The sequence below is a fragment of the Streptococcus sp. Marseille-Q5619 genome (assembly GCF_946901205.1).
GTDB lineage: Bacteria > Bacillota > Bacilli > Lactobacillales > Streptococcaceae > Streptococcus.
This window is the reverse complement of record NZ_CAMPPO010000002.1, coordinates 337602-355197: the sequence shown is the minus strand read 5'-3', so window position 1 is coordinate 355197 and position 17596 is coordinate 337602. Positions and strand designations below refer to the sequence as shown.

Genomic DNA, 17596 nt, shown 5'->3' with positions numbered 1-17596 from the left:
CAACAGACACGTTGAGTGGAGACGATCTTCATACAACAAAAGGAATTGTTGGAATCGTAGATAACGGAACGAAAAAAGATTATGACCAAGCAGGAATCACATCTGTAACCTCAGTAGGGCAATTACCAAGTCTAACGCCAGGAAGCAATAGTGAAGTTCCAGTATTGATAACTTATGAAGATGGCTCAAAAGAAAACACAACCGTAACCTTGAAAGTAACGCAAACAGAGCCAGTAGCGCCAACGGTAGGACAATGGCAAAATGGTAATCTGAAAGTAACCCCAGATACAAACAACGGAGGAGATCGGATCGAGATACCGTTGAAAGAAGGCGGACCAGTCGTTGTCAAGAAAGGCGAAGACGGAGAGTGGAAAGTAGAAGGAAACCATCCAGAAGTTAAGGTAACAAACGGATCTATAGAAGTCCCAGCGGACAAAGTAGAAGATGGTGTGAAGGTAACAGCCAAATCAGGAGAAGGCGACTTTGAAAATAGCAAAGAAAGCGGAGCGTACACAAAACAAACGCATACTCTTGAGAAAAAAGACATAATCAAAAAACCAACAGACACGTTGAGTGGAGACGATCTTCATACAACAAAAGGAATTGTTGGAATCGTAGATAACGGAACGAAAAAAGATTATGACCAAGCAGGAATCACATCTGTAACCTCAGTAGGGCAATTACCAAGTCTAACGCCAGGAAGCAATAGTGAAGTTCCAGTATTGATAACTTATGAAGATGGCTCAAAAGAAAACACAACCGTAACCTTGAAAGTAACGCAAACAGAGCCAGTAGCGCCAACGGTAGGACAATGGCAAAATGGTAATCTGAAAGTAACCCCAGATACAAACAACGGAGGAGATCGGATCGAGATACCGTTGAAAGAAGGCGGACCAGTCGTTGTCAAGAAAGGCGAAGACGGAGAGTGGAAAGTAGAAGGAAACCATCCAGAAGTTAAGGTAACAAACGGATCTATAGAAGTCCCAGCGGACAAAGTAGAAGATGGTGTGAAGGTAACAGCCAAATCAGGAGAAGGCGACTTTGAAAATAGCAAAGAAAGCGGAGCGTACACAAAACAAAGTCACAGTGTGACTACAAATACACTAGTCAAACCATACAAACAAAATGTTACAGATAATGATTTGTTAGACGCTGTAAATGCTGAACACAAACAGTCTGCTAAGTTGAAAGATGGAACAAGCTATCCTACAACAGATGGTTTCCATGATATTGAACTTACAGTGACATATGAAGATGGTAGTACGGAAAATGTACCAGTGAAATATAAAATCACAGATGCTTCTAAAGGGACTATCGACCAAGCAGCTAAGGCTAAGAAAGATGAGATTGATAAGCGTACCGACTTGACGAAAGAAGAGAAGGACAAAGCGAAATCTGATGTTGAAACAGCAGCAGAAAAAGCTAAGAAAGCTATTGACGACGCGACAACTAACGATAAGGTAGATGAAGCGAAGAATAATGGCAATACAGCTATCGATAACATCAACCCAACTGGCGATAAGAAATCTGACGCTAAGAAAGAAATCGACAAAGCGGCTGAAGCTAAGAAAGATGAGATTGATAAGCGTACCGACTTGACGAAAGAAGAGAAGGACAAAGCGAAATCTGATGTTGAAACAGCAGCAGAAAAAGCTAAGAAAGCTATTGACGACGCGACAACTAACGATAAGGTAGATGAAGCGAAGAATAATGGCACTACCGCTATCAATAATATCAATCCAACTGGCGATAAGAAAGCAGCAGCTAAGAAAGAAATCGACAAAGCAGCTGAGACTAAGAAAGCTGAGATTGATAAGCGTACCGACTTGACGAAAGAAGAGAAGGACAAAGCGAAAACTGATGTTGATACAGCAGCAAAAGACGCTAAGAAAGCTATTGACGACGCGACAACTAACGATAAGGTAGATGAAGCGAAGAATAATGGCACTACCGCTATCAATAACATCAATCCAACTGGTGATAAGAAAGCAGCAGCTAAGAAAGAAATCGACCAAGCAGCTAAGGCTAAGAAAGCTGAGATTGATAAGCGTACCGACTTGACGAAAGAAGAGAAGGACAAAGCGAAAACTGATGTTGATACAGCAGTAACTGTCGCTAAGAAAGCTATTGACGACGCGACAACTAACGATAAGGTAGATGAAGCGAAGAATAATGGCAAACAAGCTATCGATAATATCAATCCTCAGCCTGCTCCTCGTCCAAATCCAACTCCACGTCCTGACGACAGTGCTAACACCAACAGCGGTACTAATGCCGATAACGGTGCTAACACGAACAACGGCGGTACTACCACCCCTGCTGACAGCAATAGCAACAGTGTGACACCAGGTAACAGTGGCAACACTCCAGTCCCTAGTGTGACGACAGACGATAGTAGCAACACCACCCCTGCTACTCCATCATCTACTGTTGGACAGGCTCAAGCAAGTACTCCAGCTCAAGAAACACCAGTTTCTACATCTACTTCAAACAATTCAGGCACTCCAGTGACTCCTAGTGAGACTCGTTCTGTTGACAAGTCTGAACTTGCTCGATTGGTTGAAGAACTGGAAACTCGTTTGAAAGACTTGGATGGTATTGATCAATCTGTCATCGACGCTGCGAAGGTCATTCTCGGAGAGGGTCAAGAAGCCCTTAGAAATGCTGACTTGACAGAGGCAGGCTTGAAAGAGATGACTGACAAGGTCAAAGAAGCACTCGAATCCTTGAAAGGCAAGCAAGCGACTAAGGATGAAGAAGAAACGAAACAAACAAGGAAAGAGCAAGGTCATCTTCCATACGGTACGATGATTGGCAGCCTTCTCGCCCTTCTTGGTCTCCTTCTCTTCCTCATCGCGCGTCGTAAGAAAGAGTCAGAACTCAAGAAATTGACCAAGGAATTAACTAAGGTTCTTCAAGACGGTGACCTTACAAGTGTAGATGCGAAAGTCCTTGATCAAGCACGAGAAGCTCTCGCTCAAGCAGTTGTCTTCCTAGCCAATGAGAAAGAGTCTGACCACACAGAAGATGAGTTGATTGATAAACTCAAAGCTATTCTTACTCAGTTAAGATAAGTTAAGCTTAGACTAGTCGGAAACTAGCTAGAATAGTACTCGAAAGAGCAACGGTGAAAGCCGTTGCTCTTTTTGATATTTTTTTGTATTTCATAAACATTTCATATTTGGATTTTATAATAGTCTTACAAATATGGAGGTGACAAATGAATCCAATCCAGAGAGCTTGGGCTTATGTCAGCAGAAAACGACTGAGAAGTTTTATTTTATTTCTGATTTTATTGGTCCTATTGGCTGGAATTTCAGCCTGTTTGACTCTGATGAAGTCCAACAAAACAGTGGAAACCAATCTTTACAAATCACTCAACACATCTTTTTCTATTAAGAAGACAGAGAACGGTCAGACTTTCAAGTTGTCAGACCTAGCATCTGTAAGCAAGATTAAGGGACTGGAAAATGTTTCTCCTGAACTCGAGACGGTTGCAAAACTAAAAGACAAGGAAGCAGTGAGTGGCGAGCAGAGCGTTGAACGTGATGATTTGTCAGCTACGGACAAGAACCTGGTTAGCTTAACAGCTCTGGATGATTCATCCAAGGATGTGACCTTTACCAGCTCGGCTTTCAATCTAAAAGAAGGGCGACACCTTCAAAAAGGGGATTCAAAGAAAATGATCATCCACGAAGAGTTGGCTAAGAAGAACGGTCTTTCCCTTCATGACAAGATTACCTTAGATGCTGGTCAGTCAGAAGCTGGTAAAGGACAAACTGTTGAGTTTGAAATCGTCGGAATCTTCTCTGGTAAAAAACAAGAGAAATTTACAGGCTTGTCTTCCGACTTCAGTGAAAACCAAGTCTTTACAGACTATGAAAGTAGCCAAAGCCTTTTGGGAAATGGTGAATCTCTAGTCAGTGCAGCTCGCTTCTATGTAGAAAATCCTAAGGAAATGGACGGACTCATGAAGCAGGTAGAAAACTTGGCCTTGGAAAATCAAGGCTACCAAGTTGAGAAGGAAAACAAGGCCTTTGAACAAATCAAAGACTCAGTTGCAACCTTCCAAACCTTTCTGACCATTTTCCTTTATGGGATGTTGATAGCTGGAGCTGGAGCCTTAATTTTGGTCTTGTCTCTCTGGTTGAGAGAAAGGGTCTACGAAGTGGGAATTTTACTTGCACTTGGCAAAGGCAAAAGCTCGATCTTCCTACAATTCTGTTTAGAGGTGCTGTTGGTATCTCTCGGAGCTTTGCTTCCATCCTTTATCGCTGGAAATGCCATTACATCCTATCTGCTCCAAACACTACTAGCAAGTGGAGAACAGGCAAGTTTACAAGACACGCTAGCTAAAGCAAGCAGTCTATCAACTAATATCCTATCATTTGCAGAATCCTATGTTTTTCTAGTTCTGCTTAGTTGCTTATCAGTAGTCCTTTGTTTCGTATTTCTATTTAGAAAATCACCTAAAGAAATTTTATCATCCATTAGTTAAGAAGGAGAAATCATGACTTTATTACAATTACAAGACCTTACTTACCGTTATAAGAACACTGCTGAAGCAGTCCTATATCAGATCAATTATCATTTTGAACCCGGGAAATTTTACAGTATTATTGGAGAATCAGGAGCGGGGAAATCCACTCTCTTGTCCCTACTTGCTGGTTTAGATAGTCCTGTTGAAGGTTCTATCCTTTTTCAAGGAGAGGATATTCGTAAGAAGGGCTATTCTTACCATCGTATGCACCATATTTCCTTGGTTTTTCAAAATTATAACTTGATAGATTATCTTTCTCCACTGGAAAATATCCGCTTGGTTAACAAAAAGGCAAGCAAGGATACACTGCTTGAGCTTGGTTTGGATGAAAGTCAGATCAAGCGGAATGTTCTCCAGTTATCAGGTGGCCAACAACAACGTGTTGCCATTGCTCGTAGTTTGGTCTCAGAAGCTCCAGTTATTCTAGCTGATGAGCCAACGGGAAATTTGGACCCTAAAACTGCTGGAGATATTGTCGAACTGCTCAAATCACTTGCCCAGAAAACAGGTAAATGTGTCATTGTCGTAACTCACAGCAAAGAAGTGGCACAAGCGTCAGATATTACACTTGAGTTGAAGGATAAGAAACTGACTGAAACTCGCAATACTACGAAATAATATGAGTTTTTTCTGTTATACTCTTCGAAAATCAAATTCAAACCACGTCATCGTCGCCTTACCGTACTCAAGTACAGCTTACGGCTAGCTTCCTAGTTTGCTTTTTGATTTTCATTGAGTATCAGAACTATAAAATAGAACAACATCTAGAAAGGGAACCTATGTTACACAACGCATTTGCCTATGTTACAAGGAAGTTTTTCAAATCGATTGTCATCTTCCTGATTATTCTCCTCATGGCGAGCTTGAGTTTGGTCGGCTTGTCAATCAAGGGAGCTACTGCCAAGGCTTCTCAGGAGACATTTAAAAATATCACTAACAGCTTCTCCATGCAAATCAATCGTCGCGTTAATCAAGGAACGCCACGTGGTGCTGGGAATATCAAGGGTGAGGACATCAAAAAAATCACCGAAAACAAGGCCATCGAGTCTTATGTTAAACGTATCAACGCTATCGGAGATTTGACTGGCTATGACCTTATCGAAACGCCAGAAACTAAGAAAAATCTGACACCTGACCGTGCCAAACATTTTGGAAGTAGCTTGATGATTACAGGTGTCAATGACTCCTCTAAAGAAGACAAGTTTGTCTCTGGTTCTTATAAGCTGGTCGAAGGTGAGCACCTAACAAACGACGACAAGAACAAGATCCTCATGCACAAGGACTTGGCAGCCAAACACGGCTGGAAAGTAGGGGATAAGGTCAAGTTGGACTCTAATGTCTATGATGCAGACAATGAAAAAGGTGCCAAGGAAACAGTTGAAGTGACAATCAAGGGACTCTTTGATGGCCACAATAAGTCGGCAGTAACTTACTCACAAGAACTCTATGAAAACACAGCTATCACAGATATCCATACGGCTGCAAAACTTTATGGATACACAGAAGACACAGCTATTTATGGGGACGCAACCTTCTTTGTAACAGCGGACAAGAACTTGGATGATGTCATGAAAGAGTTGAATGGCATAAGTGGTATCAACTGGAAGAGCTATACACTGGTGAAGAGTTCGTCTAACTATCCAGCCCTTGAGCAATCCATCTCTGGTATGTACAAGATGGCCAACCTCCTCTTCTGGGGTAGCTTGAGTTTCTCAGTCCTTCTCCTTGCCCTCTTGCTCAGCCTTTGGATCAATGCCCGTCGCAAGGAAGTGGGAATTCTCCTCTCTATCGGTCTCAAGCAGGCAAGTATCTTGGGACAATTCATCACTGAATCCATCTTGATTGCCATTCCTGCTCTCGTTTCTGCTTACTTCCTAGCCAACTACACAGCTCGTGCAATCGGAAATACTGTCCTTGCCAATGTGACTTCAGGTGTTGCCAAACAGGCTAGTAAGGCGGCTCAGGCCTCTAACCTTGGTGGTGGTGCAGAAGTAGATGGCTTTAGCAAGACCTTGTCGAGCCTAGATATTTCCATTCAGACATCAGACTTTATCATCGTCTTTGTCCTTGCTTTAGTTCTAGTGGTTCTCGTTATGGCGCTTGCATCAAGCAATCTCCTCAGAAAACAACCAAAAGAACTTCTGCTGGATGGTGAATAATACTGATGCTAGACTGAAAAATGAGGCTAGCAACTGAAAGTTTTAAAATGATAAATAAATCCGAAAGCAGTGGTGAAAATCATTGCTTTCAGTTGTTTTCTTTGTACTTTAGTACTTAAATATGATATACTAAGGTTATGGAATTTATTAGAAAGGAGTTTCGCAACTTATATATGGAATTGTGCATAAAAATCTATAGAAATCTTATCTTGAAAATAGATAGATAAATCTGTAGAAGCCTATCCATATCGCAAACATAGGCTAGTAGACCTAGGCAGGGTCTACTTTGGAAAATATAGAATAGTGAGGAAAAATAAACATTATGAGACAAACAAATGTTAGAGGAAGCTTGTCCCTCCGTGGTTTTAGAAAATTGAGAACTGGTGCAATTGTTGCGACAGGTGTGATTCTACTGGGTCTGGGCTTTTTAGCTCCAACTGTGTCAGCAAGTGAACAAGATGGTGTCTGGGTAGCCAGAACAGTTGAGGAAGTGAAAGCTGATCTTCAAAAAGAAGGTGATTTATTTAAGTATGTCATTAAGTGGGGAGATACATTAAGTGTTATCAGCGAAGCAAGCAATATCCCTGTAGATGTACTCCAAGAAATGAATCAAGCTTCAGGCAAGAATTTATTCTTACCGCACAATGAATTGTACTTTACTGAAGCTGAAACAGTTTCAGATACAGTCACAAAACACAAGATTGTCATCAAAGAAAGTGGTGCAAGTGGCGAAGTTCGCACTTACGAAGTCTTACTCAAGAAAGATCAGGAAACAAAAGCTGTTACCTTTGAATTAACAGATGTCACTGAGAAAGTTGAAAAAATGACTGTGAACTATAGCCCAGTCTATCAGCCTGTATCAGCTCCAGTAGTGGAAAGAGCGAAAGAATCGGGTGAAAAGCCTGCCTCAGAAGCACCAGCAGAGACAAGCCCAGAAGTTAAAGAAGAAACAGAAGCTCCAGCAGAATCAACTGAAGCAAAAGCAACAGAACCAGAGGTAGCGAAACCAGCTACACCAAAAGCGGAAACTCCAGCAGAATCAACTGAAGCGAAAGCAATAGAGCCAGAGGTAGCAAAACCAGTTACACCAAAAGCAGAAGCTCCAACAGAATCAACTGAAGCAAAAGCAACAGAACCAGAGGTAGCAAAACCAGCTACGCCAAAAACGGAAGCTCCAGTAGAATCAACTGAAGCAAAAGCAACAGAACCAGAGGTAGCGAAACCAGCTACACCAAAAGCGGAAACTCCAGCAGAATCAACTGAAGCGAAAGCAATAGAGCCAGAGGTAGCAAAACCAACTGAATCAAACGCAGAAGCTGCAACAGAATCAACAGAAGCTTCAGGAACTTCAGCAGAAACAACACCTGACGGAACAGTGGAATCAGAATCAGCTCCAAAAGAAAATGCACCAGAAAGAATAAGTTCAGAAGCTTCGGGAGAAGAAACAGGTGCAACAGTAGAGACAGGCACAACAACAGAAGAAGGAACTTCAGGGGGAACAGGAGAAGCTTCAGAAGCACCATCAGGAGATGAAGGAAAAGAAGAAAAAGAAACTGAAGAAGCAGGAACAGAAGTTAAACCGGCTCCAAACGAAGCGAAAGAAACTGAAGAATCAGAAGCCAACCCAACACCTAAAGAAAATGTAACAGAAGCACCAGCAGAAGCTTCAGGAGAAACAGAAGGAGATTCAACAGAATCACCTGAAGCAGAAGGAAGTGTAGACTCAACACCTAAAGAATCTACAACCGAAGGAAAAGAGTCAGCAGAAGGAGTACCAGGAACAGTGGACTCAGCGCCAGCTCCAAAAGAAACTGAAGAAGCAGGAGCAACAGCAGAAGAAACCCCAGCTCCAAAAGAAAATAAAACAGAAGGAACTACACCAGGTGCAACAGCAGAAGCAGGGGAAACAACAGGAGAAGCTTCAGGAACAGCAGGGGAATCAACTGAACCGAAAGATAGTGTAGAATCAACACCTGAAGGAACAGGTTCAGAAGAAGCAGGAGCAACAGGAGAAGCTTCAACAGGATCAACTGAAGCAAAAGCAACAGACCCAGAGGTAGCACCAAAAGAAGCTGAAGAACCAGGAACATCTGAAATTACAGAACCAGCAACAACAGCGCCAGCAGCAGACTCTACAAGTGAGGATACTAACGAGAGTAAATCAGAAAAACCAGTAGCAGAAGAAACAACAGTCACAGAAGAACAGCCGGCTACAGACGGTACGGCTTCATCAAGTGCAACAAGTAATTCAGCTGACTCAAGTTCATCAACTGAATCTTCATCAACTGCCTCTGAAGGTGAGTTAACAGCTACGCAACCAGCTGTAGAAGCAGGGACAGGTTCAGAAGTAGCTACACCAGGTGCAACAGCAGAAGAGTCATCAGAATCAGGTTCAGCAGCTACAGAAAGCGAAGAAACAGCTCCAAAACCAAGTGATTCAACATCGTCACCGGTAACCCCAAGTGAAGAAACACCGGTTGCTTCAGGCGATACCAATTCTACTGCACAGCCAGCTGGAGAAACAGGTAACTCTGAAACAACTGCAGAACCTTCCAATACTCCATCTGCAGATGCTACAAATGATTCAGGCAATTCAGAGTCATCAAGTCCGGTAACAGATGATACTACTTCAAATGTGGAAACTACAGAACAACCTGAAACTTCAGCTCCAAAAACTGAAGCAACAGCGCCAAAAGAGGATAAACTACCAACTAATCAAAATGGAGATACATCAAATCCAGTAGATTCAAAGGATGAAACATCAAATACGGCTCCGAAAGAAGGGGATTCAACTTCAGGAGTAACAGGAACAGAAGGAAACCCAACACCTGAAGAAAAAGAAACTGAAGAACCAGGAACATCTGAAGCTACTAAACCAGCAGCAACCTCTACAAATGAGGATACTAACGAGGGTGAATCAGAAAAAACAGTAGCAGAAGAAAAAACTGATACAACAGGAAACAATTCAAATTCATCAACAGATGTTACAAATTCATCAGATAACACAACACCCGAAGCAACAACTACAGGTGATCAAGGAAAAGAGTCAAAAGTAGAAGAACAACCATCAGAAACAGGCGATACACTAACGCCAAAAGAAGGAAACTCAACTGAAGGGACAGTAGACTCAACATCGGCACCAAAAGAAGTAGGAATTACAGGAACTGAAGGAACAGAAGTAGCTAATGCAGAATCCGAATCGAAAGAAGAAAAACCTCAAGCCGATGCATCGGCTGAAGAACATAATGATTCAGAGAAGACTTTAGAAGAAGATACCAAAGACAGTAACAAAGAGGCGATTAATGAGCGTAAGGTTACAAAAGAAGCTGAGATTAGCAACAGTAATTTAAGTAATGATAAGAAAAAAGAAGCACGCGAAAAAGTGGAAAAACTTACTGAAGAGTACCATAAAAAACTCGAAAACGAGAAAGGTACAAATAAACAGGCTGAGTTGGTAGATGAATACGAAACAGAACTAGATAAAATAGAAACTCCAGGTGCAGAATATGCCAGTCCTGATTTCAAGAAACCAATCGAAAGTCATGCTGGTGGTACAACTATCGATGAAAATAGTACAGTCGCAAACAGTGCACTAACTTCTAGCAATCCATCTTCTCAGCCGTCCTTATCTGAAGATTCATCACAAACACAACCTGTGGCAACATCGGATAGTTCTGCAACTGGTAATTCCAGCTTCCGAAGTGCAGGAACTTACCAACCTCGAGTAACTCGTCGTCCTAGAAGTGTAAATGAACCTAAAAATAAAGTTTCTATTTATTACAATTTTGATGGTATGAAAGATATTCCTGGATTCTTTGATGATTTAGGTGGTAAAAATGAAGTAGACATACCAAAAGATGTCTCTGGTGAAGCTTTGAAATCTATTTTAAAAGCAAGAATAGATAAGAAAAAAGCAGAACTTGAAAGCAAAGGATACAAAATTTCTGATGAGTACTTTGTGGGTATTGATCAAGCAGATGCAACTCATTATGACTACGTAGTTACTTTCACTAAAGAGAAAACAGGAACTACAGGATTTAGAATTGCACCAAAAGTTCAAGTTAGAGCTAAAAAAGTTGTAAAAAGAGATTTATCTAATAAAACTAAAAAAATAAATATCTACTATAATTTAACAGCTCTTAAAGATATAGCTGGAGCGTTAGGAGAATTGGATGGCGAAAATGTGCTTACTTTCTCTGGAGAGACATCTAAAGAAGACTTAAAACGAGCTGTTGAAGAAAAAACAAAAGCCCAAATCGAGAAACTTAAAAAACAAGGCTTTACAGTTACGTCAAAAACAGACTTAGATCAAATCATTGAAGGTGGAGATAGCTATGATTATGTTGTAGAATTCACAAAAGAATCCAAAACACAGCCAGTAGGAACTACAGGTTTCAGAATGGCTCCAGCAGTTCAACCACGCGCTAGCAGAAATCGTAGAAGTCTAGAACAGCCAGCTCCTCAAAAGGTCAAAGTAAATGTATTTTATAACTTTGATAAAATGAAAGATATTGCAGGTTTCCTAGGAGATATCAATGGAACTTCTCTTGAAATCGCGGAAGGTTTATCAGCTGAACAGGTGAAAGCAGCGGTCAAGAGCCAAGTTGATGCTAAGAAAGAAGAGTTGAGCAAACGCGGCTATACTTTCAAAGAGGACTATGTCTATCAAGCTAATGGGAAAGATTATAACTACGTTGTAACATTTTCAAAAGCAACCAAATAACGTTCATTCTATAGAGAGTGAAATGCAAGCAGAGAGAGCGATAGGCTCTCTTTGTTTTATCTAGTGGTCAGTTGCTTACAGACAAAAGGCCAGTAAGAGGCTATAATAAAAGTAGAGTAGGTAGTTATTCTAAGAAAAATAAAAAATAGAGAGCAGTTAAAGTATGAAAATTTTAATTGTAGAAGATGAAGAGATGATCCGTGAGGGGATCAGTGATTATTTGACGGATTGTGGTTATGAAACCATTGAGGCGGCGGATGGTCAGGAAGCCTTAGAAAAATTTTCCAGCTATGAAGTAGCCTTAGTTTTACTGGATATCCAGATGCCAAAGCTCAATGGCTTAGAAGTCCTAGCGGAAATTCGTAAAACCAGTCAGGTTCCTGTTTTGATGTTGACTGCCTTTCAGGATGAAGAATACAAGATGACTGCCTTTGCTTCGCTAGCAGATGGCTATCTGGAAAAGCCCTTCTCCCTCTCCCTCTTAAAAGTGAGGGTGGATGCGATTTTCAAGCGCTATTATGATACGGGAAGAATCTTTTCTTACAAGGATGCCAAGGTGGACTTTGAAAGCTACAGTGCAAGCCTCGCAGGTGAGGAAGTAGCTATCAATGCCAAAGAGTTAGAAATTCTTGATTATTTGGTGAAAAATGAAGGAAGAGCCTTGACTCGTTCTCAGATTATCGATGCAGTCTGGAAGGCGACAGATGAGGTTCCCTTTGACCGAGTCATTGATGTTTATATCAAGGAACTGCGGAAAAAGCTAGACCTGGACTGCATCCTCACTGTGCGCAATGTTGGTTATAAATTGGAGCGAAAATGAAACGAACAGGTTTATTTACAAAGATATTTATCTATACCTTCTCGATTTTTAGTGTTCTAGTCGTCTGTCTCCATTTAGCCATTTATTTTCTTTTTCCTTCGACTTATCTGAGCCATCGTCAGGAAACCATTGGCCAGAAAGCGACAGCCATTGCTCAGTCCCTAGAAGGGAAGGATAGGCAGAGTATCGAGCAAGTGTTAGAGCTGTATTCCCAGACTAGTGAGATTAAGGGGGCGGTCAAGGGTGAGATGACCGAGGACAAGTTAGAAGTCAAGGACAATCTTCCTCTGGACACAGACCGCCAGACCACCTCTCTCTTTATCGAGGAGCGTGAGGTGAAAACGCAGGACGGTGGTACCATGACTCTCCAGTTTTTAGCGTCCATGGATTTGCAAAAGGAAGCAGAGCAAATCAGTCTCCAGTTTCTTCCCTATACCTTGTTGGCATCATTTCTGATTTCACTTTTGGTAGCCTATATCTATGCTCGGACTATCGTTGCCCCGATTTTGGAAATCAAGCGGGTGACCCGACGGATGATGGAACTGGATACTCAAGTGCGATTGCGCGTGGATTCTAAGGATGAGATTGGTGATCTCAAGGAACAAATCAATAGCCTCTACCAACATCTTTTGACAGTTATCGCGGACTTGCATGACAAGAATGAAGCCATTCTCCAGCTGGAAAAGATGAAGGTCGAATTCCTACGAGGAGCTTCTCATGAATTGAAAACACCGCTGGCTAGTTTGAAAATCCTAATCGAAAACATGAAAGAAAATATCGGGCGTTATAAGGATAGAGACCACTATCTGGGAGTTGCCTTGGGGATTGTGGATGAACTCAATCACCATGTTCTGCAGATACTTTCTCTCTCGTCTGTGCAGGAATTGCGAGATGATAGGGAAACAATTGACCTCCTCCAGATGACGCAAAGTCTAGTCAAGAATTATGCCTTGCTAGCCAAGGAAAGAGAGCTTCAGATAGACAATAGTTTGACTCATCAGCAGGCCTATTTAAACTCATCTGTCATGAAATTGATTCTGTCTAACCTTATCAGTAATGCTATCAAGCACTCTGTTCCAGGCGGCTTGGTCCGCATCGGGGAGAGAGAAGGGGAACTTTTTATCGAGAATAGCTGTAGCTCAGAGGAACAAGAAAAACTAGCCCAGTCTTTTTCTGACAATGCTAGTCGCAAGGCCAAGGGTTCTGGGATGGGGCTCTTTGTGGTTAAGAGTCTATTGGAACATGAAAAATTAGCTTATCGTTTCGAGATGGCGGAGAATCGTTTAACCTTCTTCATAGCTTTTCCAAAAGTCGCCCAAGACTAGGGAGAGAAAGGGTTTACATAGATGAAGCTAGAAGAAATTCAATCGAAACTGCGGGAAAAACTAGATTTTTTTGTCAAAAAGTGATAAAATGAACAATGTAAATGGGATGACCCATAAAAATATACAGGAGGCCTGATAAAATGGCAATCGTTTCAGCAGAAAAATTTGTCCAAGCAGCTCGTGACAACGGTTATGCAGTTGGTGGATTTAACACAAACAACCTTGAGTGGACTCAAGCTATCTTGCGCGCAGCAGAAGCTAAAAAAGCTCCAGTTTTGATCCAAACTTCAATGGGTGCTGCTAAATACATGGGTGGTTACAAAGTTGCTCGCAACTTGATCGCTAACCTTGTTGAATCAATGGGTATCACTGTACCAGTAGCTATCCACCTTGACCACGGTCACTACGAAGATGCACTTGAGTGTATCGAAGTTGGTTACACTTCAATCATGTTTGACGGTTCACACCTTCCAGTTGAAGAAAACCTTAAATTGGCTAAAGACGTTGTTGAAAAAGCACACGCTAAAGGTATCTCAGTAGAAGCTGAAGTTGGTACTATCGGTGGTGAAGAAGACGGAATCATCGGTAAAGGTGAATTGGCTCCAATCGAAGACGCTAAAGCAATGGTTGAAACTGGTATCGACTTCTTGGCAGCTGGTATCGGTAACATCCACGGTCCTTACCCAGCAAACTGGGAAGGTCTTGACCTTGATCACTTGCAAAAATTAACAGAAGCTCTTCCAGGATTCCCAATCGTATTGCACGGTGGTTCAGGTATTCCTGATGAGCAAATCCAAGCAGCTATCAAACTTGGTGTTGCGAAAGTTAACGTTAACACTGAATGCCAAATCGCATTCGCTAACGCAACTCGTAAATTTGCTCGTGACTACGAAGCAAACGAAGCAGAATACGACAAGAAAAAACTCTTCGACCCACGTAAATTCTTGGCTGACGGTGTAAAAGCTATCCAAGCATCAGTTGAAGAACGTATCGACGTATTCGGTTCAGAAGGTAAAGCATAATCTAGCTGAATAATACAGATGAAACCTACCCATTGGGTGGGTTTTTTGGTGTTTCAAGCTACTCGTTTTAGTATAGTAAACTGAAACTAGACTAGCACAATGCTGCTTCTATAGCGTTTTGAAACTGGAATAGGATGCCATGACTGCTAAAAGATTTCTGTAAATTCATTTGATTTTCCTAATCAATTTGTTCGTATCCTATTTCATTCCACTATAAAATATTCTTATCAATTGATTTGAATGCCAAAATTCCATCGCTCCGGTCTTATTTCATTTGGCTATAAAAAACTCTCCTGGGAAATTTCAGGAGAGTATGAGTGGTTATTTGAACTTGAATCCTTCGTAAATAAGCTCTGCTTTTGGATTTTGTTTCTTAATCTGTTTGGCAAGTGACTTCATCATAGAAAGAGGACCACACATATAGACGGTTGCCTGTTCGGGTACTTCTTTTTGTTCAAAATTAAGATAGCCGTTTTTTGTACTGTCGACTAGATGGAGTTCAAAATTAGGATTTTTCTGAGCATAGTCACGGAGTAAATCTAGATAAACTGCATTTTCACCTCCACGGAAGCTATAGTAGAAGTGAACCTGTTTATCTAAAATAGGATGTTCACGGATGTAAGAGATGAAGGGGGTGATCCCAATACCCCCAGCAATCCAAACCTGATTTCCTCGTCCTTCTTCTATAATCATGTGCCCATAAGCTCTGTCTACGCTTACTTTGCTGCCGACTTGAAGATTGTCATAGATATTCTTGGTATGGTCGCCTGAATTTTTAACAGTAAAGTAAAGAGTTTGACCATGACCTCCTGAGATAGAAAAGGGATGTGGAGCACTTTCAAAGCCTTCTTGGAAAATCTTCAGAAAGGCAAATTGTCCTGATTGATAGTTGAAAGGTCTGCTAAGATGGATTTGAATTTCTCTAGTATCGTGATTTAAGTGTTTGAGATTGGTGATTTTCCCTAGATAGGGGAAGCCAATCTTTTGATATAGAAAAATGATATAAAAACCAGCCAGTAAGCTTAAAAGGGCATAGCTACCAACAAGAAAACTTAGAAGATTAAATGTAAGGAGACGATTGCCCATCATCATGTAGACGTGAAAGAGTCCGAAAATATAGGCTAGGTAAACCAGACGGTGAATCCATCGCCAAGCTTCGTATTGGATGTATTTTCCTAAATAGGCGACAAGGATGATGCTGACAAAGATATAGATGGCAAGGTTGCCAAACTGAGCAGCTAAGCGAGAGCCCCACAAACCGCCCATACTAAAGTTATGAAAGATGAGTAGGATGATGGAGAGGAAGGCTGTGAATTTGTGGACGGTGTAGACCTTCTCCAAACCGTGAAACCAGCTTTCAAGTAGTGGGAGATGAGTGGCTAGGATAAAAGTCAGAGATAGGCTTGTTAAAGCTAGTCCTGGAATCATGAATTGGGGAGAAGTGTTCATCCAAGTCAACATAGTCAAGATAAAACTAGCTGTGATAAAGAGTAGTCCTTTGATTGATTTCATAGAAAATTCCATTTCATTAAGATTTTGATTTGTTGTAAACAAATTTGTTACATTTTATCATAGAAAAAGTATGGTGTCAAATTGAGGTCTATAAATATCTACTCTCATCAAAAAACTCTCCAATTGAACTGGAGAGCTGTTTTTTTTTATTCTGCAGCTTGTTGCCAACGTTTTGCTAGCATATGAGACAGGCTAGAAATGGCTAGGTTAAAGCTGAAGTAGATGAGGGCAATCAGGATATACAGACTGAAGACTTGCTCTGGTTCGAAATAACGGCCCATGAGAATTTGGCTGGCTCCAAAGAGTTCTTGTAGGGCGATAACAGAGTAGAGAAGGCTGGTATCCTTAATCACGGTAACAAACTGAGAAATGATGGCTGGCAGCATTTTACGAATGGCTTGTGGGAGAATGATGTGGTAGAGGATTTGTGCAGAAGTAAATCCTTGTGACATTCCTGCTTCGTACTGTCCCTTGTCTACGGCATTGAGACCACCTCGGATAATCTCAGCCAAGGCTGCTGATGTAAAGAGGGTAAAGGCAGTGATTCCTGCTGGTGTGGATTTCATCTTGAAAACTAAAAAGATAGTGAAAATCCAGAGGAGGTTGGGAACGTTACGTACAAACTCGATATAAATGCTGGAGATGATACGTAAGACAGGATTTTTCCCATTTCTCATGACGGCTAGCACCGTTCCGATAAGGGTAGAGAGGACGATGGCAATCAGAGAAATATAGAGGGTCAAGCCAAATCCTTTAAAGATAAAGACTAGGTTATCTGGGGTCAAAACTTCTAAAATGGATTCCATAGTAACCTCCTAAAGTGAATAGGCTTTTTTGTTGGCTTGCTCCATCTTGCGACCAAACTGGGCAACAGGAAAGCATAGAGAGAAGTAGAGCAGGGCAGCGCCTAAAAAGGCTGGAATGTAGTTTCCGTTAAGTGCTGACCAAGACTTGGTCACAAACATCAAGTCGACTCCAGAAATGATAGCGACTGTGGAGGTATTTTTGATGAGGTTGACGATTTGGTTGGTCAAAGGAGGGAGAATGATACGAAAGGCCTGAGGCAAGATAATCAAGCGCATGGCACTGATATAAGTAAAACCTTGTGACAAGGCAGCCTCCATCTGACCGCTAGGAATAGACTGAATTCCTGAGCGAATAACCTCGGCGATATAGGCGCCGTGATAGAGACCCACGCAGAGAACAGCCGTCCAATAAATCGGAATCATGATGATATGGTCACTGATAAGAGGTAGGCCATAAAAAACGATAACAAACTGCACCAAGAGGGGAGTGTTTTGGTAAAATTCAACAAAGATGCGAGCCAAAATGCGCAAAATTGGACGTTTGCTGGTTGACATAGCTCCGAAGAAGATACCTAAGATCATGGCGAGGATAAAGGATCCAATCGCTAAGGCCAGGGTAAAGAGGAAACCATTGAAAAATTGTCCAAAATCCTGAAAATAGGCTGTCCAAGATGATAAATCTGTCATGG

Annotated in this window: 11 protein-coding genes; 8 read left to right on the top strand and 3 right to left on the bottom strand. The window is 41.5% G+C overall.

The annotated features are described in order from the left end of the window. Positions 1-11 precede the first annotated feature (11 nt). The 8 genes from OC530_RS02810 to OC530_RS02775 all read left to right on the top strand — a co-directional run bounded on the left by OC530_RS02810 (position 12) and on the right by OC530_RS02775 (position 14589). Entirely contained in the window at positions 12-3074 is a 3063-nt protein-coding gene (locus tag OC530_RS02810) for a DUF1542 domain-containing protein (protein ID WP_262079303.1), read from the top strand. A gap of 146 nt (positions 3075-3220) precedes the next feature. Then, the gene (locus OC530_RS02805; protein ID WP_262079301.1) at positions 3221-4498 is read left to right on the top strand and encodes an ABC transporter permease; all 1278 of its coding nucleotides are present in this window, start codon (positions 3221-3223) and stop codon (positions 4496-4498) included. A 12-nt stretch (positions 4499-4510) separates the two neighbouring features. Then, positions 4511-5158, top strand: coding sequence for an ABC transporter ATP-binding subunit Vex2 (gene vex2 / locus OC530_RS02800; protein WP_049512209.1), 648 nt, complete (start codon positions 4511-4513; stop codon positions 5156-5158). Positions 5159-5319: 161 nt separating this feature from the next. Continuing rightward, entirely contained in the window at positions 5320-6699 is a 1380-nt protein-coding gene (gene vex3 / locus OC530_RS02795) for an ABC transporter permease subunit Vex3 (RefSeq protein ID WP_173234546.1), read from the top strand. A 322-nt stretch (positions 6700-7021) separates the two neighbouring features. Next, the gene (locus OC530_RS02790) at positions 7022-11422 is read left to right on the top strand and encodes a hypothetical protein (RefSeq protein WP_262079297.1); all 4401 of its coding nucleotides are present in this window, start codon (positions 7022-7024) and stop codon (positions 11420-11422) included. A gap of 163 nt (positions 11423-11585) precedes the next feature. Further along, positions 11586-12242 (top strand): response regulator transcription factor VncR, encoded by a 657-nt coding sequence (vncR, locus tag OC530_RS02785; RefSeq protein ID WP_023934212.1) that lies wholly within the window; start codon positions 11586-11588, stop codon positions 12240-12242. After that, complete coding sequence (vncS, locus tag OC530_RS02780) at positions 12239-13567, top strand: sensor histidine kinase VncS (RefSeq protein WP_262079294.1); 1329 nt, start codon at positions 12239-12241, stop codon at positions 13565-13567. Before vncR ends, vncS begins: the two co-directional genes overlap by 4 nt. Before the next feature lie 140 nt (positions 13568-13707). Then, entirely contained in the window at positions 13708-14589 is an 882-nt protein-coding gene (locus tag OC530_RS02775) for a class II fructose-bisphosphate aldolase (RefSeq protein WP_001018997.1), read from the top strand. Positions 14590-14910: 321 nt separating this feature from the next. Here the strand turns inward: OC530_RS02775 and OC530_RS02770 are convergent, their stop codons facing one another. From OC530_RS02770 to OC530_RS02760, 3 genes are all read right to left on the bottom strand, one after another. After that, positions 14911-16101 (bottom strand): oxidoreductase, encoded by a 1191-nt coding sequence (locus OC530_RS02770; protein WP_173283018.1) that lies wholly within the window; start codon positions 16099-16101, stop codon positions 14911-14913. 146 nt (positions 16102-16247) lie between these two features. Further along, positions 16248-16907 (bottom strand): amino acid ABC transporter permease, encoded by a 660-nt coding sequence (locus OC530_RS02765; protein WP_000443889.1) that lies wholly within the window; start codon positions 16905-16907, stop codon positions 16248-16250. Between the two features lie 9 nt (positions 16908-16916). Beyond that, complete coding sequence (locus OC530_RS02760; protein ID WP_057518587.1) at positions 16917-17594, bottom strand: amino acid ABC transporter permease; 678 nt, start codon at positions 17592-17594, stop codon at positions 16917-16919. Between the last annotated feature and the right edge of the window lie 2 nt (positions 17595-17596).